The 24,818-nt window shown below is 37.2% G+C and carries 29 protein-coding genes; 16 read left to right on the top strand and 13 right to left on the bottom strand.

Annotated features, from left to right (window positions below):
• The first annotated feature begins 56 nt into the window (after positions 1 to 56).
• From NYE58_RS36070 to NYE58_RS36125, 12 genes are all read left to right on the top strand, one after another.
• Positions 57 to 1,391, top strand: a complete 1,335-nt coding sequence (locus NYE58_RS36070) for a hypothetical protein (RefSeq protein ID WP_076315864.1) — start codon at positions 57 to 59, stop codon at positions 1,389 to 1,391.
• Between the two features lies 1 nt (position 1,392).
• Complete coding sequence (locus NYE58_RS36075) at positions 1,393 to 2,250, top strand: ThiF family adenylyltransferase (protein ID WP_340901320.1); 858 nt, start codon at positions 1,393 to 1,395, stop codon at positions 2,248 to 2,250.
• A gap of 182 nt (positions 2,251 to 2,432) precedes the next feature.
• Entirely contained in the window at positions 2,433 to 3,278 is an 846-nt protein-coding gene (locus NYE58_RS36080) for a Shedu anti-phage system protein SduA domain-containing protein (RefSeq protein ID WP_076315869.1), read from the top strand.
• A 405-nt stretch (positions 3,279 to 3,683) separates the two neighbouring features.
• Positions 3,684 to 4,550, top strand: a complete 867-nt coding sequence (locus NYE58_RS36085; RefSeq protein WP_076315870.1) for a phosphoadenosine phosphosulfate reductase domain-containing protein — start codon at positions 3,684 to 3,686, stop codon at positions 4,548 to 4,550.
• 20 nt (positions 4,551 to 4,570) lie between these two features.
• Complete coding sequence (locus NYE58_RS36090) at positions 4,571 to 4,954, top strand: hypothetical protein (protein ID WP_076179517.1); 384 nt, start codon at positions 4,571 to 4,573, stop codon at positions 4,952 to 4,954.
• A 120-nt stretch (positions 4,955 to 5,074) separates the two neighbouring features.
• Positions 5,075 to 5,314, top strand: coding sequence for a type II toxin-antitoxin system HicB family antitoxin (locus tag NYE58_RS36095; protein ID WP_076179552.1), 240 nt, complete (start codon positions 5,075 to 5,077; stop codon positions 5,312 to 5,314).
• A 168-nt stretch (positions 5,315 to 5,482) separates the two neighbouring features.
• Entirely contained in the window at positions 5,483 to 6,004 is a 522-nt protein-coding gene (locus NYE58_RS36100) for a hypothetical protein (RefSeq protein WP_076179518.1), read from the top strand.
• Positions 6,005 to 6,346: 342 nt separating this feature from the next.
• Complete coding sequence (locus NYE58_RS36105; protein WP_076179519.1) at positions 6,347 to 6,547, top strand: hypothetical protein; 201 nt, start codon at positions 6,347 to 6,349, stop codon at positions 6,545 to 6,547.
• Positions 6,544 to 6,765, top strand: coding sequence for a hypothetical protein (locus NYE58_RS36110; RefSeq protein WP_076179520.1), 222 nt, complete (start codon positions 6,544 to 6,546; stop codon positions 6,763 to 6,765). The genes NYE58_RS36105 and NYE58_RS36110 overlap by 4 nt, the downstream gene beginning before the upstream one ends.
• Positions 6,758 to 7,066: a hypothetical protein gene (locus NYE58_RS36115; RefSeq protein ID WP_076179521.1), complete on the top strand. Its 309-nt coding sequence runs from the start codon at positions 6,758 to 6,760 to the stop codon at positions 7,064 to 7,066. Before NYE58_RS36110 ends, NYE58_RS36115 begins: the two co-directional genes overlap by 8 nt.
• 12 nt (positions 7,067 to 7,078) lie before the next feature.
• Positions 7,079 to 7,414: a YolD-like family protein gene (locus NYE58_RS36120; protein ID WP_076179522.1), complete on the top strand. Its 336-nt coding sequence runs from the start codon at positions 7,079 to 7,081 to the stop codon at positions 7,412 to 7,414.
• A gap of 361 nt (positions 7,415 to 7,775) precedes the next feature.
• Positions 7,776 to 7,982, top strand: a complete 207-nt coding sequence (locus tag NYE58_RS36125) for a hypothetical protein (RefSeq protein WP_076179523.1) — start codon at positions 7,776 to 7,778, stop codon at positions 7,980 to 7,982.
• A 684-nt stretch (positions 7,983 to 8,666) separates the two neighbouring features.
• On the opposite strand, the gene NYE58_RS36130 is transcribed toward NYE58_RS36125, so the two are convergent.
• Together NYE58_RS36130 and NYE58_RS36135 are read right to left on the bottom strand one after the other, a co-directional pair.
• Positions 8,667 to 9,806: an SIR2 family protein gene (locus NYE58_RS36130; protein ID WP_340901323.1), complete on the bottom strand. Its 1,140-nt coding sequence runs from the start codon at positions 9,804 to 9,806 to the stop codon at positions 8,667 to 8,669.
• A gap of 89 nt (positions 9,807 to 9,895) precedes the next feature.
• Entirely contained in the window at positions 9,896 to 11,035 is a 1,140-nt protein-coding gene (locus NYE58_RS36135; RefSeq protein WP_076179525.1) for a hypothetical protein, read from the bottom strand.
• A 244-nt stretch (positions 11,036 to 11,279) separates the two neighbouring features.
• Between NYE58_RS36135 and NYE58_RS36140 the strand changes: the two genes are divergently transcribed.
• Positions 11,280 to 11,702: an AlbA family DNA-binding domain-containing protein gene (locus tag NYE58_RS36140; RefSeq protein ID WP_076179526.1), complete on the top strand. Its 423-nt coding sequence runs from the start codon at positions 11,280 to 11,282 to the stop codon at positions 11,700 to 11,702.
• A gap of 213 nt (positions 11,703 to 11,915) precedes the next feature.
• Here the strand turns inward: NYE58_RS36140 and NYE58_RS36145 are convergent, their stop codons facing one another.
• The 7 genes from NYE58_RS36145 to NYE58_RS36175 form a co-directional block, all read right to left on the bottom strand.
• The gene (locus NYE58_RS36145; RefSeq protein WP_076179527.1) at positions 11,916 to 12,623 is read right to left on the bottom strand and encodes a hypothetical protein; all 708 of its coding nucleotides are present in this window, start codon (positions 12,621 to 12,623) and stop codon (positions 11,916 to 11,918) included.
• Positions 12,624 to 13,762: 1,139 nt separating this feature from the next.
• Positions 13,763 to 14,662 (bottom strand): hypothetical protein, encoded by a 900-nt coding sequence (locus NYE58_RS36150; protein WP_076179528.1) that lies wholly within the window; start codon positions 14,660 to 14,662, stop codon positions 13,763 to 13,765.
• Positions 14,663 to 15,726: 1,064 nt separating this feature from the next.
• Positions 15,727 to 16,356, bottom strand: a complete 630-nt coding sequence (locus tag NYE58_RS36155; RefSeq protein WP_076179529.1) for a hypothetical protein — start codon at positions 16,354 to 16,356, stop codon at positions 15,727 to 15,729.
• Between the two features lie 131 nt (positions 16,357 to 16,487).
• Positions 16,488 to 16,721, bottom strand: coding sequence for a hypothetical protein (locus NYE58_RS36160; protein WP_143766889.1), 234 nt, complete (start codon positions 16,719 to 16,721; stop codon positions 16,488 to 16,490).
• Positions 16,722 to 17,381: 660 nt separating this feature from the next.
• Entirely contained in the window at positions 17,382 to 18,212 is an 831-nt protein-coding gene (locus NYE58_RS36165; RefSeq protein WP_076179531.1) for a hypothetical protein, read from the bottom strand.
• Between the two features lie 466 nt (positions 18,213 to 18,678).
• A complete protein-coding gene (locus NYE58_RS36170; protein WP_143766890.1) occupies positions 18,679 to 19,308 on the bottom strand; it encodes an SEC-C metal-binding domain-containing protein in 630 nt (209 codons plus the stop codon).
• Between the two features lie 110 nt (positions 19,309 to 19,418).
• Positions 19,419 to 19,700 carry a hypothetical protein gene (locus tag NYE58_RS36175; RefSeq protein ID WP_076179532.1) on the bottom strand — a complete coding sequence of 94 codons (282 nt, stop codon included), beginning with the start codon at positions 19,698 to 19,700 and terminating at the stop codon, positions 19,419 to 19,421.
• Between the two features lie 153 nt (positions 19,701 to 19,853).
• Here NYE58_RS36175 and NYE58_RS36180 point away from each other — a divergent pair, with 153 nt between their 5' ends.
• Positions 19,854 to 20,579, top strand: a complete 726-nt coding sequence (locus NYE58_RS36180) for a hypothetical protein (protein WP_143766891.1) — start codon at positions 19,854 to 19,856, stop codon at positions 20,577 to 20,579.
• 461 nt (positions 20,580 to 21,040) lie between these two features.
• On the opposite strand, the gene NYE58_RS36185 is transcribed toward NYE58_RS36180, so the two are convergent.
• From NYE58_RS36185 to NYE58_RS36195, 3 genes are all read right to left on the bottom strand, one after another.
• Positions 21,041 to 21,505 carry a hypothetical protein gene (locus tag NYE58_RS36185; RefSeq protein ID WP_076179534.1) on the bottom strand — a complete coding sequence of 155 codons (465 nt, stop codon included), beginning with the start codon at positions 21,503 to 21,505 and terminating at the stop codon, positions 21,041 to 21,043.
• Positions 21,490 to 22,083: a DUF4238 domain-containing protein gene (locus NYE58_RS36190; RefSeq protein WP_081383698.1), complete on the bottom strand. Its 594-nt coding sequence runs from the start codon at positions 22,081 to 22,083 to the stop codon at positions 21,490 to 21,492. Before NYE58_RS36190 ends, NYE58_RS36185 begins: the two co-directional genes overlap by 16 nt.
• Before the next feature lie 355 nt (positions 22,084 to 22,438).
• Positions 22,439 to 23,224, bottom strand: coding sequence for a response regulator (locus NYE58_RS36195; protein WP_081383699.1), 786 nt, complete (start codon positions 23,222 to 23,224; stop codon positions 22,439 to 22,441).
• Between the two features lie 139 nt (positions 23,225 to 23,363).
• Here NYE58_RS36195 and NYE58_RS36200 point away from each other — a divergent pair, with 139 nt between their 5' ends.
• A complete protein-coding gene (locus NYE58_RS36200) occupies positions 23,364 to 23,603 on the top strand; it encodes a type II toxin-antitoxin system HicB family antitoxin (RefSeq protein ID WP_076179537.1) in 240 nt (79 codons plus the stop codon).
• A 202-nt stretch (positions 23,604 to 23,805) separates the two neighbouring features.
• On the top strand, positions 23,806 to 24,033 hold the full coding sequence (locus tag NYE58_RS36205) for a helix-turn-helix domain-containing protein (RefSeq protein WP_076179538.1): 228 nt from the start codon (positions 23,806 to 23,808) through the stop codon (positions 24,031 to 24,033).
• Between the two features lie 536 nt (positions 24,034 to 24,569).
• On the opposite strand, the gene NYE58_RS36210 is transcribed toward NYE58_RS36205, so the two are convergent.
• The gene (locus tag NYE58_RS36210; protein ID WP_076179539.1) at positions 24,570 to 24,782 is read right to left on the bottom strand and encodes a hypothetical protein; all 213 of its coding nucleotides are present in this window, start codon (positions 24,780 to 24,782) and stop codon (positions 24,570 to 24,572) included.
• Positions 24,783 to 24,818 lie beyond the last annotated feature (36 nt).

The following is a 24,818-nucleotide window of genomic DNA, read 5'->3' on the forward strand; positions in this document are numbered from 1 at the left end:
GCGATAAGATCAAGATTACATTACAAAAAAATAGATCGAATCTGGAGGATATAAAAATGACAACTAATAATGATAGCTTTGGTGGTAAAAATCTCTTTGATTATTTCGACGGTAGCTTCAACAGCCCCCTTGAATCGCAGTCAAAGGATACAGAATCAACTGATGATAAAAAAAGTGACGATAAAAGTTTCTCAACTCTTCTGACTGGAAAGCGTAACGCCTCACAACCGAGTAAACCATCTGTAAAAGATTCTTGCTCTGAAGATGGATGTGATGACCAGGATCTGAAGGATAGCGATTTATCTGAAGAAGAGAAAGATGCCTTATCTGAAGATCAAGAGGAAAACGAAAAAGATGCCGATGAAAATGAGCTTGCTGGGAAGTCTCCATCTACTGAACCTAAGTCTACTGCAGGCAAAACAGAGGAGAAACCAGTTTTTACGAGTACGACATTCATCTGCTATGCCGGTATAAACCGACCTATCACTAAATACATTGCACTAGATAAACTATCCGTGGCCACACTAGACGATGTACGAAAAGCTCTGCAGAAGGATCACCCAGAATGTTCTAAGAGTAGAACAAAAATGGACTGGGATGCGAAGCAGAACATTATCGTACCGATTATCACTGGTGGTAAGAAAGGAGCCTTCTTTATTGAAGGTTCCCGCGGTTTTTTTTCTACAGCTAAGGAGCTATTTGAAAATAAAGAAGTAGTCAATATCTTGGCAGCTCAAGATGGGTTTTATGAAGTACGTGAGAATCCAATTGGTATTTTTGTTGCCAAATCGGATATTAGCGAACTTCAAAATTGGGAAGGATTCCAGCAGCTCTTAACACAGCTTCCCGAGATAAATACCCTAGATCAATGCCAGGAGGGTTTTAAGCTATCTCTTCCAAAGATTCCTGAGCACCTAATACTTCAGCTAATCTCCTTCTTCGCGGATTATTCCGATCTAGAAGTCGAGGTTATGGGGGTTCTCTACTGGGATAGTTTAAATAAAAATTATGTTCTAAATGTTCCTCAACAAAAAGTAAGCAAAGAATCAATTGAGCCGAATTACACCGAATTTCGACCAAATCTCATCCGTGTTGCTGAAATTCACTCCCACAATACGATGAGAGCATATTTCAGCTCTATTGATAACGAAGATGAAATTGGCACAATGCTATATGGTGTAATTGGCCGAATCATTAAAGGAGATGGCGTTATTCGTTTTGACATCAAGACTCGTGCTGGAGTAGCCGGTAAATTCCTCCCGCTCCTCTCGTCAGTCTGGATAGAAGGTAACTACGATAATCAAGATAACTCATGGAATCTAATTCCTTATACACCTTATCCGCAAAAATGGAGAAACCGCGTTGTGATCTCAACTCAGGAGGTCCTTTAAAATGATTCAATTATTCGACTTTCATAAAAGAAAGAAATCACAATCTCATCTGCCTTCAATCTCAAAGATGATGTATTATATCGTGATCGTTGGTAGCGGAGGGACCGGCGGATATGCCATTCAGCGGATTACAAAAATAATGAGTGCTTTTAGTAAAGTAAATTCCTATTTGCTCATAGCGGATCCGGATGCAGTCGAAGAGAAAAATTTGCTTCGGCAACCTTTTATCTCTTCTGATATTGGACTCAAAAAGGCAGATGTCTTGGCCAAGAGATACGGACTTACTTATGGACTTAAGATTGGATCTTATTCCAATTCTTATATTGAGTCAGTTGAATCTCTTGAGAAGTTATTTACACTCACGGACTATCGTCATGGGTATGACCAGCATATTCAAAAAGTCTTGATTGGAGCAGTGGATAACGACTATTCACGAAACATCATGAATGAATACTTCAATAAAACCGATGATTTGATTTACATCGATGCCGGTATTGAAGGAGTGTTTATTCCAGAAGATAAGACGGAGGAAGAGTGGACTCCGGAAGAAGCCTTAGACAATTTGGAAAGTGGGTATTCAGGTCAAGTCGTTGTAGGTCTTAAGAAAGCAGGAGAGGTCATTTTGCCAGCTCTTAACTCGGTTTACCCTATCGATGCGAAGGATGCTATTCCACCTTCTCATAATTGTGGGCTTGAGCCGTATCAACCACAGCGAATGATTGCAAATGAAATGGCGGCTTTTCAGATATCTACTGTCCTTAACGAGTTATTTAGTTCTAATAGTATTGTCGTTCATTATAATAATTTTAACGCTCGTTTTGGCAGTTGTCGTCCAATCTATGCAGATGAAGTTTTCTGAAACTAGTAAAAAAGTGATAAAGCAATATTTATGGTGATCAATGTAACTAAAGGGGAGCCTGAAGGAGTGAATCCAGGCTCCCCTCTTTATATTAGATGAAAGGTAATTAGTCTGGAACTTGACGAGTGAAAATAAATACGTTATGAATGATTTACCAATTAGAAATTTACCTGGAGGCCAATATGGACAAATTAGAGATACCCGCAAGAACTGAAGAAGAGTTTACTATATTACTTGAAAAAATGACCTCAGCACCAGCTGATTTTAAGGAAAGAGCAATGCATGAATTTTTAGAGAAAAACCCGGCAATGATACCTTGTTTGGATGGTTATACTAACCATCGCCATCATGGTCCGGTAGGTTCATTAATATTTACAGAATATCAACTTGCAGCCGGTCATTTTAAAAGAGAACCGGATTTTCTGTTTGTATCCAGTCACTCGCAAGCAAACACTTTTGTGTTCATTGAGATTGAACATCCAGGAAAAACAATTTTCAACAAGGATGATCAATTAAATCACCACTTTTTCCATGCCTATCAGCAACTAGAGGATTGGAGGTCTTGGTTCAACGATCACAAGAATACTTTAATTCAAGACTTGGCTAAAGTGAACAAAAGTTTTGATATGGATAAAGAGGTAGACGCAGAGTTTATTTTGGTCATTGGCCGAAGTGAAGAATATAGCAATAATCAAATCCGCAGAAAGAGGATCCACCAAAAGAACAAAGCCCCACTATATGTGATGTCTTACGATCGATTGCGCTATGATCAAGAGTTTTATTGCAAAAGACTTGCCGTCGTACACCAGAAATCATTCGGTGTAGAAGCCGTTCAGTTCCCAAAAAATTATTTCTATGATTATAATCAGCGGAATAGCCACCGCCACATCCTAAATAAAGAGAACGCTATTATGGAGAACGTTTATATGAATAAATCGGAGAAGGACGACTTAATCGAATCCATCCGCAAGTGGGACTCTCTCAATGATACGAAAGCAAGAGAAGCATTTTTTCGGAGGTCATTATAACTTTACGCTTTCTTGTAGTTCAAAGTTGAACAATCGGATGAGTTTCTACCTTATGTTGAATAAGACTTTTTCTTAACGCCTAGAACCGCATCGAGCGTGTTTATCCGGTTAGAAGATTGAGACTTATCATAGAGTAGCCTCAGCAGACACAGCTTTTATGCTAGTCTAACCAACACCTCTGTTATAAATTGCAGTTTATTGACGAATATCTGTAAATGTGGTAAATATATTATATTATGATTTATCGAATTTTCTCTTGTCGTTAGCGATTCGACAGAGTTGGAGTTGTACTGGAACACGACCAGTTCATAAATATTAGGGCTTATTTTGCCATGGAGACGATAGACACCTGTTTGGTGTCTTTTTGCGTTCCATGGTTTTTTTGTGCCTATAGGAGGAGATAAAGTGGATCCGGTAGATATTAGTCGTACAGCTGAGCAGTATGTACTTACTGAGTTGCCTTCAGAAATGCTCCCGCTTCATGAATATGATGAAGTTCATGTCAATGTATCGGGTGGGGTAGATAGTGTCGCAACGGCGCTTGTAGCCCTTCACGGCTATCATATTCCAAAAGAAAAAATCAAGCTTGTCCATATGCGTGTCGATGGAGATCCAGAAGATACGACTAAAAGACAATTGTTTGATTGGCCGCAGACCGATGGATACCTTCAGTACTTAAGCGAAAAACTTGATCTTCCCTTAATCATTATATGGGGTGATTTAAGTTTAGAAGAGAGAATTCGGGACCGCAAAATGTTTCCGGACTCCAGCTGCCGTTTCTGTACTTCGTATATGAAAAGAGATGTTTATGCGAAGTGGGTTCGTCAATTCGATAATTGCAAGATCCTGTTATTGACTGGTGAACGATCTGAAGAATCTAAGGAACGATCTAAGAAACCTGTTTTCATGCTTCATTCGGCACATGCGACGAACAAAAAGAATCGCACCGTTCATTGGTTGAAACCCATTAAAGATATGCTTAAACACCAGGTGCGCCAATTAGCCGCGGATTATGGAATCGAACTACATCCCTGCTATGAGTGGGTAAGCCGCTGTTCCTGTAAATTTTGCATCTTTAATACCGCTTCGGAAATGCAGCGTACCTCGCGACTATTCCCTGAAGATTGGGAGTACTTAAAGCAGATGGAGGTTGACTTAGGTCACACTTTAAAAAGCCGTAATGGAGGTTCACTTTCTCTTAGCGATTTCATCCAAGAAGACCAGCTTTCTTTAAACAGCATAATGTGGAGCGCGGAACTAGCATATATATAGCCAAACGGGAGGAATTTTACATGAGTACATCGATATTTATAGAAAAACCTGTTCAACAAATACACCCTTCATTGATTAATCGCATGAAAAGAATCCTAGAAGAGGTTGTTATACATTCTAAGTTCCACTGCGACTTTTATAAAAAAGACTTGAAAGCAATGGAGCAATGCTCCAAATTCGCTTGGTTTGTATATGATTGTGGAACACATTTCATTCCATTAACTGAGGATGCCATACATTCTTTTGAAAATGAATGGATCTGCAGTATCGATGATTTAAAACCGAACAACCTAGCGAAGAGTACGGATCGCCTATACGTTTGTAATACGAGAACAGGTAATATGACCCGTATCCATAGTTATAAAAACGGAAATCTATTAAGCAAATTAAGCCCTAGTTCATAATATTTCGGGCTCCTAAAGAGAGATAGAAGGGAAACTCACTTCTATTTTTCAATTAGGTGGCCTGACAAGGTGTTAGCCGCCCCATTAAACACTACTAATTTTCTGAAAGGAATGATGATAATGACAGCACTTAAATTACAGATCTTATTTGAAGAGGATAAAGCAGAGGGGAATGTATCTGCCTACATTCCAGTATTTCGCCTTGGTGTTCTTGGAGATACTTTAGAAGAAGCGCGGGCTAATGCTATTGATTTAGTACAAGCCGAGCTTGAAATAGCTAAACAACAAGGTAGAGCCATCCCTAAAGACACTGCTATCATCGAGACCATTTGCTTTGATGATGTTGTAGCTCAAAAATAGAGTCTTCGATCCGAAGACGATTAAATAAAATTCTATTTGAATTTATCATTGACCAATGATATCTTTAACTCACAACATAATAATTACCATTTCAAGAGGAAACACCTCTCACAGTAACCACTGGGAGAAGTGTTTCCTCTTTTCATTTTACTTAGGGGGAATCGATTAATGAAGCAGCAATCATTAACATGTACTCATTTAGAAATTCGTGAACAAACCACACATTATTTGCAGTCCATTAATAGGTTGGTTTTAGGACAGCATGCTCAAGAAGTATCCATCATGTTACCGAAATATGGTGGTATTAAAGCACGCTTTGTAGCGTTCGCGCTATTTACAAGTACCGGTGAAAAGTACATTTTGTCAGTAGAAAATCTGATCACAGCAAAAGGCACACTTATGGCATTTGAAGGTGAATGGGATAGTGATGTAGCAATTAAAGCTTCGTACCCATCTATTACTGCATGCTTCCCTGGCTTATCTCAAAGTACTTATCGCGGTTTATTAGTTGAGCTGCTTGCAATCATGTATAGAGTCCTCACTATATTTGACTCCCAGGATACCGATACCGACGATAACTCTGCAGCTGGAATTAACAGTCGCATGACTGTAGATTGTTATGAAATTCTTACGGATGTAGAGTGGATCGAGGATATGATGCATGAATACGATAGAGAATCGATCGCTTAAAACGAATGGATACTCTCCTGCAGCCGTAACATTAACATGTATGAAAAAGAATACTCGAGTCAATAAATAGCACTTAAGCCGCTTCAAAATCAATTACCCCCCCTGCACAACATGCCTGAGTGGTTGTTTAAGGCATTCGACGATTAACTTAAACGACAAGCAACAATAGATATTGGAGCGGCTTAGGATCGCTCCGGATTGGTTATCTACGGCATTAGAATAGTCTGCCGCTACATGCTCACATAGCCTGAATGAAAAGTAGTTAATTATTTCAAAACGTTGATAAACAAACGTATGTTCGTGTATAATAGAAACAAACGTTCCCATTCGGAGGCGCTCTTTATGCAAATACAGATTGGCCAGAGAATTGAAATCGTGTATCAGGATAGAAGCGGGAAGATTACGCAACGAATAATAGATGTGAACGGTATTCGTAACGGCCGAATACGTGCCACTTGTTTGAGGAACGGTGCACCAAGAGTGTTTTTATACAATAATATCCTGGCGTGGCAACCGGTTAATAAAGGAGGAGCAATAGCATGAGTGAATTTACCAAAAGAATCATGGGAACTTCTGCAACCTTTACTATATTTAATGAGCTTCTAAAGTTCCCATGGACTATCCGAAGAATATCAGCTGATGGGAAGCTCCTTGAGCCTATCTCAGCCACCTACAGATATGTTGTAAGGCTAGAGCCCAGAGGATCGTATGAACGTAAAGATAACCTTTTAAGTGCCTTAAGGATGCTTCGACATGCTTAGCGACACTGCTCGTAAGTTACTTATGATTATGAGGCATTCTTCGGTCCATCATTCTCATATGCCAACTCTTCAAGAACTAGAGATCAAAAGCGGGCGCACTGCCGATAAGATTTATAAGGCATTTAAAGAACTAGTCGATGAAGATTATATCGAATGGGAGCCACACTCCGCCTTTGAGAGCGCCGTAATCATTGAAGGCTGGGAACGTCCTGATCCGAGATTCAAAACCTCTCAGACATGTGCACACGAGGTAGGGTGGGGCTTGGATGGAGGTAATATCGAATACTGGACTAAGTATTAGGAGGATGCAATAGTGAGAAAAAAACTAGAAGGAAATGGTCTTTGGGAGAGTAGCCGAATGATCATGCCTGAACTCGGACAACGCATAATTGCAGATCATCGAAATCAAGAGATTCGCTACAAACCCGAGCTTGATCCACAAGCATGGGATGAAATCCATCAAGTAGTGGCTAAGTCAATTGAGGATCATAGTGCGATTACATTAACTATGTTCGACCCTGTTGAGAATATAGTGATCGAAGGAATTGCTACAAAGATCGATAAAGATTTGAATCAAATCAAAATGAGATGGCCAAATGATGACTATGATTGGATCAAAATTGATAATATTATTAGTGCTAATGTATAGCAGATATTTATTAATAAAATGAATGCTTCTGATACCTATAACTTGATTATCTAATAATATTTTCGAAAGATAATAGTATAACAATGTATATTTTAATAGATGAATGCTTATATTATTATATGAATAGGGATAAAACTGCTAGAAAGAAACCTGTACTCTTTATGAGTGCGGGTTTCTTTCTGTAGCTATTCAATTTTTCTTGTTATTAGAAAATGAAAATTCGTAAAATATCAGGACAAGGATAATTCGCACGAATCATCTTGAAGGAATTTGACATCAAAGGAATAACATGGCATACTAACTAAAGTCAAAGAAAGTCAAAGTCAAAGAAATATCAAATTCTATGAGAGGGGCCAACCACATGGCTATGTATCCAGGAAATCGTGATTTAACAGAACAAGAGATTCAAGCTTTAACCAAGCGGATTGAGGATCAAGAAAATGCAACCAACATTTGCTACATCGGGCCTTCAGCAGCTTCCTATAAGTTCCAGGGAATAGTCGACAATAAAGAGCTCACTTTCAGCGTGGACAACGAGTCATTCTTCATTATTACCGAAGAGGATTGATTTGTAAGCTTTGTTATCGAGATTTCTTCAAAAAAATGTTTATAAGTATGAGAGAAAGCTAAACATGAAAAAACCGCTACCTGAAAACATTAGGAGTGGCTTTTTCATGTTTATTAAGTATAGGAAGCCGGTTGGATTAAGAACAATCTTTATGTTCTATATAATAATATCATTTTGACATACTCACATAATCCGTATTTTGTGCATATGTACAGACGACTTATTAGTATGCCCTTCCTACATAAATATATACGATCGTTGATTGAATATTTATTCTCCCAGCTCTTCTATAGGGTTTTAGAGTAATCAGACAATTTATATTTACACTTACAAGAAAATGGTTCCCCCATATTTTGGTTTGATAAAAGAAATGGAATTTGTCTGTTACAATCAGGGCACTTTTCTAGCAATTCACAATTATGAAAAGGACAAATTTTTAATAGTTTAAATTGGTGGAACCAACTATGGTATCCAGTTGAAATGCATTGATTACACCAACGTACGTGCTGATTGGGTATTTCTGATTTCTTAATAGAAGCGTTACAATTGAATTGATTTCTTAGAAAATTCTTTGATGTTTAATCCAAAAATCAACTCCAAGGTTGTTTCATCAAAACTGCTTAGATCAAATAATTCCCCCTTCGCAGGATTTGCTCAATTCTAGTTTTACAAAAATAGGAAGAGTTATTTGAAATAATATTGGTAGACACTATTAGCCCCTTCAAATGAAATCCTTTCATCATTAATGGTGAATCGCCTGTTGGTGTCTTCTACTAATCCTAAACCTTCATTGACTTGTCTAATAAAGATCTCCTTATCTTCATCGGTCTTGGCATAATCTATGATTATTAGTTTTAGTGGGTAAGGGTCATTGTTCAGTGATGCTAATTGAATTCTTTTTGATATTGCATTATTTATATGTTCATCTCTAAAACTGTACCCGACAATAATTAGTTCTTCGCAAAGTTGCTCAAGATCACTCATGACATTAACAAATTGTTCGTAGTAAAAATTAAAAGGAACTTCTTGAATTTTATCACTTTTTTGTCCTCCTGTTATTATCGAGGGTACGATCATCAGTTCAGAAATTCTTTTGTATACATTATGATTTTTTATTACTTCATTCTTGATTTTAAAAGTCTTATTGTTTTTTAGATCTTTAAAAGAGGATAACGAACCGTGTAGATGATAGAGCTTTGTATTACAATTATTTTTAAGCCTTTGCTGTTTAACTTTTTCTGGATTGAAATAGTAACGGGGTACTTCTTTACTAACAGCAAACCATGGCCCGGCTTGATGATAATATTCAATAAATTTATTTGGACCTAATGAGTCCAGCAGAATCGTCTCAAGGAGAAGATCATAATTAAGTGTAAAAAGCTCGACCTCATTTTCTTCTTTTATGATTGAGGTGAGCCAATTTACAAAGTTTTTCAGCTTAGAATCTATCATATGTTTTTTTACATTCCAGTTTATAATATCGAGAATTAAGGCCATATATGTATGAATTGACTCTCTAATAGAGTTCTCGTGTTTTAAAAGTTCTGACAAATTTAAATTATTGGAAGTAAGCAATTTTTCTCCGAGAGAGCTACTATTATAAAATGTTTGATGAACGTGAAGAGCATCATAAAATTTCTCGATATTAGCTATACATTCTTCAAAATCACAACTATTATATTTATCTGGCATATGATGTTCTATAAATGCTCTATGTTCTATTTCTAGACGTTCAAAAAACTTATTAGTGATATTGGGTAAAGAAAACTCACTACTTAAAGCAACAGATAAACCATTTCCAGTCAACAATGCTATTTTTGTCAAAAATACACCTCCTATTTTTTTTATATAGCCTAAATCAAACAATGAAGGCGGCATCTTTTATAACGGAATTGTTATTTTAATATAACGGTTCAAAAACAAAATTGCTTGATAACCTGATCAGCCAACCTTCTCAGTACTTCAGTCCAATATCTATCTTTTGACTTGGGATGTAAAACATCGATTGTTGGTATGTTCAAGGAAAACTTTGCATCCCCTTTCCCATGGACAATGCTGTTTCTATAGTTGTATAGTTTTGTTGCGAATGTTGAGATATCCATATTATCAATAATTCCCTCACTTTGTGCATACTTAATAACACCTTCAACATTATCAATATTATTAATAAGATTCTTGAGCAACTCTGTTTCTTTTGTGCCATATAAAGAGGATAAATCCTTAATAAATTTATCTAAATCATCTGATTCATTATAGGCCTCAACACTTCTTTTTAGCTCTGATTTTTTATTGATTATGAAAAAAAATTCAATTGTTCGGTAATAGAAAATAGGATCATCTAACTTTCTTGCTCTATTATAGAACGCAATAGGTTCAAGATATTTTGAAGGTTGATATAGGATTTCATCAAGTTCCTCACTTTCATCAGGATCATTCCATTGTGTACCTTCTCCGTGGTATTGGAATGGTATGATATTAGGATAATCACCTAATAACTCGAATTCAGGTGCATCAAATTTAGCAATTAAAAACAGCGCTTGTTGTGCTGTTTTTTCTATCTCTTCAAATTGGCATCCTATTAATTTTATTGTTTTAAAATCACCCCAACTATCGAAAGTTTTATCATATGTAAATGAGTTAAAAACTATCTTATATAGTGAACTTGGCTCAGAAATCACTATTTCAATTCCTCCAATATTAAAACTATCTTCATATTCGCGGTTTTCATAGAAAAGAGAATCGTATGTTAAAAGGAACTCTGAATAATTTTGTTTTTTTGAAGCAAAACCACAATCTTCGTATATCTCTAAAGATCTGTTCTCCCGTTCAATATTTTTTTTATCTATCGATGTGAGTATCTTCCGAGGTGCGGAATATATATCATGACCACGCTTAGTATGAGAGTGATCTACAGCCAGCGTTATGTTAGTGTCTTTATGAACAAAGACAAACTTCTCTTCATCTAGACTTAAGAAGCTAAATTCTTCCATGAAATCAGGAATGTGAAGCTCTAGTTCCTCTTTCAAATCAGCAAGTAATGTTTTATTAATCATATTGCCCTCCATTTTACTTGTGCTCTTTCTGAAATGAGTCCAAACTTATAATCAACTCGGGTTATAGTTTATCTTGAACTTGAGAACTGTTCTTTCCTCAGAAAAGACAATAAAAAAAACGCTCTATCAATTGTAATTCATTGGGGGCAGGAATATCATGTGAATTTTTCACAAAGACTTAGATACGATTTCAGAAGAAGATTTACAATTATTAATTGATACAAACACATTAGAAGGCCAACATTTGGAATATAAAAGAGAAATAACTCGTCCAGTACAACTTCAAGAAGAAATAGCAGCTTTTGCGAACTCGCAAGGCGGTAATTTAATTATCGGCATCGAAGAAACCGTAGGCCGCCCTGGACAATTGGTTAGTGTGCAATTAGAAAACGCTGATAAGGAGGTTTTAAGACTTAGTCAATCTTTGTGTGGCGGATTAGACCCGGAGTATAATATGATTCGTATACGTACTATTCAACTTCAAAACAAACGATATATTATTATTATTCATACACCACGAAGTTGGAACGCTCCTCATATGGTCAAAGATAATTATAAATACATGCTTCGCACTAATGGAAACAAGATTCCTATTGGAACATCAGAACTCAGAAGATTGCTTATTGGTCGCCATAATTATATTGAGATTACTCATTCCACTATGTAAGATATAGAGAATGGGGTTTCTCTAAATTTCTTCCATACAGTTGCTTTTAAAGAAGTTCTTTCTGAGACATTAGAGCAGAACTGGAACACATACGAAAAAATTAAATTGAATGAGCCATTCTTTATATTTTTAGCCTCTCTTCTTATGTCGGAGGACACCGGTGAATGTTATACGTAATGTCTGTTTTACAACAAGGTCCAGCTTATTGTCTATTCATCCCCTCAATTCATTCCACATATATATTGAGAGTTTTTCAATAATGGTTTGCATACTCCAGGTAGCATCTAGAAAAATAAAATATTCAACATCATCTAGATTTACTCTGTTACGTATATCGTTATGTTCTTTTTCTGGAGCAATAATTGCAAATAGTTCATTTATTTTAAATTTAAATTTTTTTCTGACTCTCCATTCTCTCTCCCAATGAAAGTCATGACCTTTTCTTACAATATTAACTAATGAACCGAGCGTCTGGAAATTGTTTACTTCCCCGTCTTCTTTATAGGCTGTAATAAATGAATGGTATTGGGTATTTAAGTAGTCTAATAACAATTGATTCTCATTGTAAACATAAAATGCCGGATTACCTTTAGCTTCTTCTATCGATATTTTTGGAAATACTAAGCCATATGGCTGTAATCGTACTTTTCTTCCCGATATATCAGTAAGTAAATGAATCTTGTCTAGCGGGGTTTCTGTAAAACAAACAACATTAAAACGATTCTGTATTTTTTGCTCTTCCTTATGTAAGCGTGGAGAGAAATAACAATGGTGGTTAAATGCTTTTATTTCCATATCGTTTAAAATTGATATTAAATTATCTTTGGCACTTTGGCCATCTTCTGTTTCTTTAGTTAAATGAACTAAAAAGTCAGAAATATCATTTCTTTGCATTAACACATCGCTAATTTTCTTAGACACCCTATTCACTCCATTTTCTTCTCATCATTGATGGTTATTCACTGTAATCATTCAACTTCATCACTTTTATTACATAACGTGATCTAAATAATTCTGATGTTGGGTCTGTTTTACATTCTGATAGCTATTGGTTTTGATTTATCTACAACACTACATAAATCGTCATTAAAAAATTACTTCAGTAGATCCATGTAAAATCGCATTTCGGCTAATCTCCCCCTCTTCCAATGGTATTCCCCAATCGAATGAAGTAAGTAGTGATTTACTTACAAATTCATAGATAGATTTTGTAAAAATAAATAAATGTTCTTCATTCTCTAATTTTTGTCTTAGTTTGCTTTGATTAACGTTTCCAATATGTTTATTTACTTCAAATATATCCCTCTATTTGAGCAAGTAATACGGGAATAGTTAGGTTGTATAACCCCATTAAGTGTGCATGTAATATATCATGTAAAATAGATTTTCGGGAATTTAGAGATTTATTATTTCAGCCTTTTTTGGGTTTCCCGACTGTAAATAGAAGTACACGGTATTAACAACTTTAATATTTATTGAAGAATCAGGGACCCATCCAATAGAAGAAAATAGATCCAAATATACGTTTGAGGCACTATCTAAGCTTTTTGATATAACATCAGAGAAAAATTCTTAAATTGTTTTCATAGCACATACCTTCTTACTATAATTAATAAACTCTTATATTTATGGTGCCAATCTATATAATGGAATTCATACTCTGCCGGTTAAATAATTCTTTCTCCAACAAGGTTTTTAAAGGAGGATTCCAGGTTCTGATATAGAATTGGAGTAAATCATAAAATCTCGAATCACTTCACGAGTTGTTAGTAGTTGATCTGCACCTAATCTCCCTACCGCCGTCTAAATAAACAGAATGATTTCTTGATTAGTTAGGAAAAGGGATATCCGAAGTGTTGACCATGATATGGATACCTCTCCACCAAACTGATGGGCAATTATGTGGCATCTTTGAAGTGGTACTCTGTCCTAATTATTTATTATTTCTTCACATGTAGATCTAGGTTTGTTTAAATCATATTTAACATTAGTATTACGTTTGCAAGCCTAACAACATTGACTCTCCTAATCCATCCAATGTCGTTAGGCTTGGTCATAGTTTAGTTCCCATTAGAAATACCCCGAATTTCTTGTGGAACCGAATGATAATTACGGTGTTTGAAGTCGTATATATTATTTCGAAACTCTGCAGCACTTTTGCAGACATACATTTGACTACCTTCAGCAAGATTTCTTACCAAGCAATCATCTGATATAATCGTAGTTGACTCATCGATATATAAGAGATGGAAATGATCTGCAGTATCATTTTTACCATATGGTTCTCCTTTGATTGTACTCAGCAATCTATGAAAAGCCTCAACATAAAAATACACTCTTAGGGATTGATCATACGCAAGGGCAACTTTAATATACTGTTCATACTCTTTTGCGGGATTAACTCCAGTAATAGCTATAATGTAATCTCTGATAAGAATTTCACTGTTAACTTGTGCTTGTGCATGAAGTAGTTTATCTTCAAACATTGCTTTCCTGTATTCTCTCTTCTTTTCTTTTGAGTTATTCTTTGAAAAAGAATCAATAAATACTTGAGATGTTTCCACACCAAAATTCGACAATGTATTATCATACAGATATATTTGTTCTATTTTCTTCCTATCTTCCAATTTATCTGACGCTCTTTTAAATTCATCATATGAGGCTGAATCTAAAATCATCATTTGTAAGTCCATTATGGTATTAACATCTATACTATCATCATATGGTAAGCCAAAAGATTCATGTAGTACTTTGGCTGGGGTTTTCCAATAAATATCTATTTTTGATTTATGTAATTTACTCAAAACAGACTTTCTTTTTATGTACGAGTTTTCATCTACGACTCCTGCTAAAAGCTCAAGAACCGTAAAATAGGAAGTGTATACCTTTAAGTCCATGGAACTTAATAATTCTAATTTATTTGCTAAGCTATACAGTGAGTTTGTCTCTAAATAGTACATTGTATGTGCATTCTCCTTAAAAATGATGTCTAATATCTTACATCTGGGCTTCCTATTACCTTCTTGATAGCCCAATATCAGAAGAAAATTTGTTTAATCTGTGTTGGTACTTTTAGAAAACCGAGTTTTTACCCGCTCCACTCGCCGTCTAATGATATTACGAGGCTGTCGTTTCCATCCTATGCTTGAACCGACTTTGCCAAATGCACTGCAATGCCTATCTAGTAAGTCAGTCTTCATCAGGTTTGTTTATTGGTGTTTCTTATGAAAACATATCATGAATCATCAATTTGTTAAAATGTGAAAGAATTCTCCTTAAGGGAATTATTCGATAGGGATATGAACATATCCTGCCTGTACAAAAGACCCCAGGTTAACTCCGCTACCTTGTGAAAACATTCTTGTTTAATTTTAAATCCATGCAGTGTGGGGTATACTGACTGCTTTTTCCTTTATCAACCTGCGTAGCATTTACAAATCAACTAGTTTCTCTTCTTCATGGTGCGTCCGGCTAATCATCATCTTCAGCTACAACTGGTGAAGTAGCCGCCTAAAGTGTCGATATTTCATCTGAATGAATAATTTACCTGTGCGACTTTACCACCGAAATATGATTTAATAACTATCTAATTGGCAATGAGACCATGTTCTTGTCCATTTTCGGCAATGGGACCAAGTTCTTGTCCTGAGCAAAGGACAAGAACTTGGTCCCATAAAACAGAAAAACCGCGCCTGGCGCGGGTTCTTAAAGGACTATGTTCTTGTCCACCTACACATGTCGGAGGACAAGAACATGTACCGTTAAAGGATCATGATCCTAACTTGTCAAGTCCCCTGGTGTCAGAAGAATCGAGTTGCCGTGATTACTCTAATTAGTTTTAGAATGAACCAAACCTTTGAAATTTGAAACAGCGACTTCCATAGACAAGAAAATAAAGTCCTGGACTGCCGCTGTTTCATAGAACTATTCCCCCCAATACATAAAAGACAATTAAAGTGCGGTATTTACCGGTCTAACACTCTATTTTCTTATTAAACCTGGCATTTCTAAAGTTTGCTGAAGTTTAGCTGAGTTTCGGATCTTGATATGAAGTATAATCTCTGAGAAGTTGGCCTTTATACAAATAACCATTTTCAAGTTCTTTAACTTCATTTCTCTTTTGAATTAACACCTGTAAATCATCGTTCCAGTTTGCTAACTTTAAGTCTTCTATATTGCATTTTTCAAGAGTTACCATGATACGATATATGGTAGATTCATAGCTTCCAGAAAGATGTCGATTAAACGTAGCCTCTTTACCATTAGTTGCGTTTATATCCTTTCGGAATGTACCAATCGCCGGGCTCCCAATATGCCATAAACTATGCCATCTTGTAGCCGGAATACTAGAGATATATTTAAACATTGGCTCCCTGTAGTGCTCCAAAGCATAATCTTTAATTATCTGGCACAAGTCTTTTACTGCATTGGAGGCTTCTGACGTTTTATCACTTACTGCTTTAGGTACTAAAGAGTAATCTTGAATATAATGTGTTTCTTTGCACACAGGACATTCAATCTCTTTCTGGGATATAACATCTTCAGAGAAATAGTTATCTCGGTAAGTATGCCATTTGAATGTGTAATTCCCATTTCCACATGCACATCTATATTCACGAATTTCTGTTTTAAAATGCTCCATTTTATTAGCCATTAATTAGTCCTCCTAATAATTCTATAACTGTCGTGAATAACCGGTTATTTATCATAAGATGTATTTTTCATTTTCATCAAAAAGTTTATTTGCGAAGTAAAGGGGAATACCCCAGGACTTGGGCATTTAACTCAATCCTCACTTTTTTTGAACTTGTAGGGCCAAATAGTCTCACGCATTGTCGAGCCAAATTGTTTATATAGTTCGCCATCCTCTCCAGATACGCTTCCATCCCAGCCCTGGGATGTCTGTGCACTGGACTCGTAAGCCTCCAGAGCCTCCGCCATAGCCTCATAATTGGCGACACGCAGCCGACGAATAGCCTCTTGCTTCGTAACATGGTCAATTTTATCCAAAAATTTCATAAAACCTTCCTCCTTGCCCTTAGAAAGTCGATATTTATGTGACTCCTTAGAGAAGTACCCTTCCTTAACTAAAACTTTAAAAGTAACGTAAATCGGTAGACGGATTGAGTTTTCACTTTTATAATCGCTGAGCTCACTAATTGTTGATTTCATAACATCCAAAACATGCGATGTTTTAACATACCCGTTCTGTAGTTGGCCAGCTCCGCTTTTTAGAATCTCCCGGTAAGCCTGAAAAGCTATTGTGACGAATAAATTGCGTGGCACGATATTTGAATATGTCGTGCTGCCGCCTTCATATCCATGGTGGTACATAGGATTTCATTTTTGAAATAGCTTTCTTTTTTCTCAAGCTATGATTAGGGCATTGATATTTAGTGATTCTTGTGTTGATTGTATTCTCATAATACATCTTAAAGTTTATACTTACAGCGTTCTTACCTTTAACCTCTTGGTATTTAAAAGCCATTTTGAAATTAGCTTTGTGCTGATGTGAGAATTTATAAGAACTTTATCTTTATGACATAATCTACATTCTTGAAGCATCCGTGCCCCAGCTCCCTGTCGGCATGCCTTAACGGTCTATATATTTGGCACAGGCCCCTCAAAAAAAATAACAGAACCCTTAAAGCACTTTAAGTGTTCTGTTCATTAATATATTTATTTGACATATTTACTTGCATACTTGTCAAGAAGCATTTCGGATTTGTTCAATTGCTTAATTCCTTCTGCCTTCTTTTTTTCACCTGCATTGAATTTGGACCAATTTATTTTGGTCGTCTTCAAGCTGTCCCGCATTATAGTGAACCCTTCCAGTTGGAGTTTTGCTCCTGCCAGATAGTAGGTATGTATTTCTTTCAACTCTACATTATTAGCTTTGAGGTTTTTCAACCCGGATACAAATTTAGTATAATTGGGCAATACAGTATTGTTTAAAGTAAGAAAGAGTGTTTTTCTGGTTGAATCGTTCAGGAGTCTATTTTGATTTAACGTAGTTATGGCTTTCTTTTCATAGCTTCCTAATGGCTGCAACTGCTCAATGTAATCTTCCAGATCCTGTAACATAATTTCTTCGTGTGTAGGTTCCTTTATAACTACCGGCTTAGTTGGTTCAGGAATGACTGTATAATCATCCACCACTTGAACAGTAAATACATAAGGTTCAAACTTTTCTCCAATATTGACAGTTAAGGTAGCATTCCCTTTATTTATTGCATGAAGTTCAGAAACCCATTGCGTTTTTCGTACGACCTTGACAACATTCTCATCTGAAGAGATTGGAGTGAAGTCATGTTCCGTAACGTCTGCATCGGTCCAGTCAGTGATGGCTATTTCGTATGACTTCCACTCCCCAACTCTTATCTCAGCAGGTTTGGTCACTTTGACAATGTCGGTGATGTTCCGTGCAGCCGCATAAATACTGCCAGCCCCAAATACAACCGATACTATAATTGCTAGCATTAGCGAATAAATCCAACTCTTTCGTTTCATATAGCCTTATCCCCGCTTAATTATTAATAGTAAAGCATCTACCAATTTTGCTAAGACATTTCATGAATAGGTCGCAGGTAGCAAAAGAAGCATATTACTTTCCTCTTATATTATATAACTTAGCAGGAATAATTGTCTTATTTTCTTGGGTTATCTTCCCATTTCGGGGTACCCTCTTTAACTAATAACATGCTACTTTATAAAGGAACTCTCATAAATAAGTAGTTCATAAATTTTTGAATAGTACAACAGGCCCATTTGGGAGCTAACTCCGACCGGGCCTGTTTTTCATCAGCTGCTGGTAGACGCGATGAACAGTCTATATCTATTGGACCGGCTTCACCGGCGAACTGAGTAGGCCCAACTGCACAACGATTCTACAGCTCGTGCGCCTTGTTTTATAGATACACCAAGGCTGGGTTGCTATCCTTCCCCAATGGTATACCCGAGACAAAGACAATTTGTCTTAGGGAGTTATGAGAACGCGCTTCGTATCCTTGTAGCGATTGCGGAGCATGGCCGTCTTCAAATTTAACCCCAAAGAATTACCTACGTCTTCAATCAAGCCCCAACTCTGAGCAAGATCGGCACCGTCTAAGTAATCCAAAAAAGGAGTTCTGAATACGCGACTAGCAACCATTCCCAACCCCTCGCACTTGAAAAGGTAGTTAAACTTCGTCAAAGATCCAGTATCTAAATCATATCCAGCAAACACAGGGGCGTTTCGTTCTCCATCCAATGTCAGCTGAATTGAAAGGTCAAATACCTTTCCATCAATCTCTACCCATGAATGATCAAAATACATTCCATTTGGACGTTGTACTTCACCGATGCATAGCTGTGACGAGATGCCTTGTTCGGTGAACAGCACATACATGATGGACGAAATAAGATGACATCCTCCGGGACTCGGATTTTTCTTGAAATTGTCGTTCAGTAAGAAGAACGTTTTATGGATCGCGACACTCTGTGAATTACTGAATTCAACATCTCCCGCGACTTCACTCCACGTTTTTCCACTGTTCTTTAAGTGGCACTGCTTGTACTTCTTCCCGCTTCCGCATGGACAAGGATCATTTCTTCCAATTGTGGACATGTACATTTCCCTCCCCAGCCAGCTTACAATACCGGCTCGATGGTCTCTTCGTAAATGACTTTCGGATATTTCCCGTTCAACTTGAAACCGAGAATAACTGATTCATTCAATTATTCGAGGAAGTCAGCAAAGATTGTCTCTAATTTCTCGCTTATCGCACCAATAATCTCATCTAGATCCTCAACATCCTCTTTTGTTTGATAGCTTTCCGGAAACGAGTCGAAATCGGCTTGGCATTGGGAAATAGCTCGTTTGACCAACGCGTTAAACTTTGATTGACGACTTTGGGATAATTTGCTGTAGGTTTCGAATGCCTCTTCAACTAGTGTATCCCAATCCAAATCCAATCGTTCAGCATTGACGATTCTATAAATTTCTGTGATTGTGAACATATCAATTTCCTCCTTGAGTAAGCTGTGTGCTCATACTAGCAGAGATTCATGAAGGAGACAATCCCACCAACTGGGCCATAATATATAATTGAATTTATTTATTCTTGTCCATTATAATGTACATATTGGACTATTTGGAGGTATTAATTGTTTGTGAATGAAAATAATAACAATGAAATTTTCCGAGAAATTGAAAGTCTAAAATCATCTCAAATACGCGTCAAGTCTCTAGAATTCATTCTTTCTTTTTATGAAGATCTTCTAAATCATATAAGTGCCTTTGAGGATGTGTTCGAAAGTTACAAAGAAAACTTTGAGAATAATAAGGTTGAATACCAGGAGGATATTGAAGAGATATTTAAGCGCAACGGTATTGAGGATCATAACTTAATTCAGGTACTCTCTCGAGCTGAGGAGAAGATGTTACTGTTAATCGAATGCATCAAATTCATTACACAAAGTATTACCGGCGCCATTCGACCTAAGCGTAAGGGTGTTCAGGATACACGTAAAATCACGAAAGCTCGCCTTCTTGAAACCATTAAGCTTCTCGAACAATATGTGCTTTCCATTCAGAAGAGTTCGTCGCAATTCCTTTCTACACCATTTATCGAGACTCAACGGCTTCGGACTTTGTTTATGCTTGATGCCATGCATCAGTTGCTTGAATTAACAGCAGCCGAAGCCAAACTTTATCCTTTTCTATTTGAGCCAAAAACGGTTCTTATGCTGGAGGAGAGCAGCTCCCCTGCTAAGAAATTTTCCATTGTGAAACTTCAAAAAAAACGCTATACCGATTTGAAACAATATGATTTTCGCTTCAAATTTATGGAACGCTTCCTACTTAGTTTGGAAAAAGCGATGCGAAAAGAATATTAAGACTTACCAGTGACCGGCTGCCGTCTTCGTATGGAACGTCTGGTAAAGACCACCAAGTCCCCGCGGATAGCCTATGATAAAGAAAAGGAGCAACTGGCCCGCCCCCCCTTGGCGGTGGTCGCCACCCACCGCCCTTCCCTGTTACCTCGCACCAGCTACGCCCGACTTTCTTCCTTTACTGCCGTTACGTGCTACCCGGGTGGCTGCGGCCGGGGGTGATTAATCGGTGCCACGGCTGCCGTCTTCGTCCGGAACATCCGGTGAAGTCCGGCGAGTCCGACGGAAACCGCCGCGGCTGCTAATGCCAAAAGGGGATGTTCCGCCTGACCAACCCAGCTGTGCCCAGATTTCCGCCCGACCTAAAGTTGCTAGGGTGCATACAAAAGGCTGAGAACCTTATTCGGATTCTCAGCCTTCTATTATATCAGTACGTAATTAATTCGTTTTTCAAATTCCTATGTTTATAATTCCTTGTAGGTCAATCCATAAATCATTTGAGTCTTTGCCTTTTCATTGTATACTATGGCAACAGTACTATGTTTTTCAAAATCGCTATTTATCACTTGAATCTTTCTGCCGCCATAGAGCTCTTTACGAATAGATGCAGGAATGCCAAATAAGTCCATCCACTTCCAATGAATTTCGACCTTGATAGCATCGATCAATGGGCTTTGGATAAGTTTTGGACCCAATGGCGTTTCTTTTCTCCTGATGATACGTTCACCCCAGGCTTGCTTTAAAACTTCCTCAGTGGAGGCATATACCTCTGAAAATGCACATTTGGCGACACGCTCATTAAAGAACTTCACTCTATTTCGATCTGTTAACGGGCTATTCAGCAGCATGATCTTCTTTCCATAGGGAGAATGACTCGGCTCTCGAATCGGGAGGCGCTGAGTAATCACCAATGCTAATGTTTTAGACATCGGGATAAAGTATCCTCTACCCGTGCCATACCCATATCGTTCGGCTTGAATAGGGCGTATCCTAAGTCACTCAGGATAAAGGGAATCGTAGTTTGATTGTGAAGTAATCGCCATTCTGCGGTGCATAGTAAACTGCAGTTGATCTGAAAATCAATCAAGCGGTTCATGTTAATATTGTCTATACTATTTTCTCCGATAGCCTGATTTAATGTCTCTAAATGTGGCGCTCGCTCATGAAGGAGCCCGCCATACTCCTCCCCTCGACAGAAAAGCTGGGCAACAAACGGTACGAGAACAGTTACCCATAGAGACCCATCAAAAAGGGGGTTTCTCGAATGTTCCTCTAATGCGGTTACAGCTTCACCTAAATGATGTTCTACATAATCCCAAGTTTTATCTACATAGCGAGGCTCGGGAAAATCGTTTAGTGTATAGATATGTTTTCGTACCCCTACAGCTTCCGCTAATAGATCTTTCGCCTGCTGCATCCCATCTCTTCGAAACCATATCGATCTTTTACGTTTGATTTCAACCTCTTCATTTTTAGAAAAACTTCCGATATGCGCTGCAGGGATAATGTGTTGTTTTGCTCCTGGTTCTTGTGGAAAAAGTTTCCCTCTCTTTCTATCTTATCTCGCACTACACCCGCTTCCTTCCATTCCTATTAGCTGGCTTAACAAGTGTACCTAAGATAATAATAAGGAACAATAGCAGGTTATAGCGATATTACTCCCCTTTTTTTGATGTTTAATATGAAGTAGAGTCATAATTCTGAGGTAATTGAACTAAAAAAAGACAACATGTCCCATTTCCAAGCGGCAATGTATATCCTGAAATTTATGGTGATTTCGATGGTTAAGGAAAACTGAAGAGTTCGAATTCTGAGAACTTTAGTTCCAACTAAGGGATACATAAGGAGAAATCGAGGTCAAACTAGTATATAGTAGAGAACAATTGATCAAAGTCTCTCTTTTTCCTGCGTGACAACTCAATTTCTACATCGTTGTATGCAAGTCTTATAATATAAGTACCCATCGACTTTTCACTGACATATACAGATTTAATATAATTAAGATTAATAAGATTAGAAGGGTTTGATAAGAAAATCTGTTTTGAACATTGTTTTAAAATATCTGTTAATGTAGTGGTTGTTTTGATCCCCGATTTAAATTCACCCTCTATAAATACTAGTGACTTGTGTTCCCCCTTCAATTTATGTGCATAAATAAGGTTATTCTCATTTATGTATATCGTTTTGTATAGGGATATAATTTTAATGATTCTGCCGGGAGTTGATTTCGAAATCAACAAGTCTCTTTTCACTAGTTCCCTTGCTTTACTAACCGCTTCCATTAATTGCTCATATCTTATTGGCTTGTTTAGAATATCCAAACAGTTCAATTTAAGTCCGGTCAATAACAGCTCTGAATCCATATTACTAGTAACCAATATTAAGTAGGGCTTAATTCCTCTATCCATTAAAATCTGGTATGCTGATAGGCCATCAATCCCACTTAAACTAAGATTTAAAAACAAAATATCTGGTTCATATTTCTCACATTCATCAATAAGCCATTCCCCAGATGCCACCTTACTAACTACCTTAATCCCTAAATCATGAGCATAATGCGCTAACTTTTCTCGGTCCAACAGCTTATTCTCAGCGACAATTGCCGTTAATTTCATATTCATTACGCAAACACCTCTTTTTTCTTTCATATATCGTTATATTTCGACATTTAATTTACCATCTACGCCTAAATTAAAACCGATTAGGTAATTTCTCTCACCGTCACAATTTTTAGGGTATAATCGTACTATAAATAGTACAGTTTCATATGCCTAGGGAGGATACATCATGTCAGAAGATTTAACTTTATTAATCGAGGAAGATTATGCCGAAAATAACTTTTCAATTTATGTTCCAGAACTTCGTCTCAGCGCTGTAGGGGACACGGAAGAAGAAGCACTGCTCTGTGCTAAAGATCTAATTGAAATCTCTCTTGCGAACAATCCGTCCCAGAATTTATATGCAACTAAGGTTATGCGTATTGAAATTCCAAAATTCACAAACTCCTTCATTTCAACAGCAATTTAAATGATAGTGCAAAGACCGTTCCCGGCCGCCAGCTTATTAGGGTACGGTTTTTTTTGCGTTCAACCATTTATTCAAACTTTAAAGAAAATTCAAGATTTTATAAAAATAATTTATTTTACAAACTTATTGAGTAACATTAATGCGTTTAATATGTTATAATTCGCTCGAACATCTTCACCCCTTTTTATGGTAGGAGGGTATTATGGCATTATCCCGTGGGATGTGCCTGTTGCGCCCTATTCGTCTTTCAAAAGGATTGACCCAAGATCAATTAAGTATCTTGGTATTTGAAAAGACGGGTATTTCTATGTCACGAGTAATGATCTCTCAATTTGAAAATACAAAACGACCATTGTCACCAGAACAAATGAGAGCCATTTGTCTAGTCATGGGTTGTACTGAAGCAGATCTGTACGAATGGTCACTATGAAGCAGCAGGCCGGAGTAGAATTTACTACTCCCCCAGGCGGAATGGTTAACCATGCCGTTAACCCCTGATTTGTCAATAATTATATATCGGCTATCCTAACTGTATTACTTAGCAGCTTCCAGTATCGTATTAATCCATTTTCGCACATAGCAATTAGCATTCAGTCATTCACTGCTCTTGGCTCATCAGCTAAACAAGCATTTTCTTCGCCTTTCATGCGTTTAAACCATCAAACCCATAATACCCCATCTCCGACTAAGCTAGCATCGCACTAATCATACTAGATTCTTTTAGGCAATTATATATTGATGCGAACGTCTAATCCGTTGCAGAGTACTCATTGATCCTCCTAAAGCCGAGGGAGAAATCAAACCAAGACATTCCCCCACACAAAAAAACAGCGGAAGTTAAGGACTTTAATTTCACGTCCAACTCCTACTGTTTTTGATTAAAGAGCATTATAGTCCTTTCCCATCAGTTCCTGGCTCTCTTGATTCAAGAACGAAAACAAACCGTACACCATCTATAATTCCAGTCTATTTTCCACTTCGCAGTTCTGAAATTTGCTCTCGAAGATCAGACACCTTATCACGCAGTTCAGTCTCTTTATCCATCATTTTACGCTGCGTCTCCAATACGGCACGCTCTTTATCGATCTCAGCATTTAACTGCAGCTTTTCAATCTCGCGTATAAAATTCTGTTCCTTCTTTTCAGCCTCATCCTTAATCTGTTGTAACTCTCTCTTCATCTCTTGCATTTCCTCTTGATATTGCTTAGCTTTCAG

Source organism: Paenibacillus sp. FSL L8-0708 (assembly GCF_038009325.1).
Classification (GTDB): domain Bacteria; phylum Bacillota; class Bacilli; order Paenibacillales; family Paenibacillaceae; genus Paenibacillus_AQ; species Paenibacillus_AQ odorifer.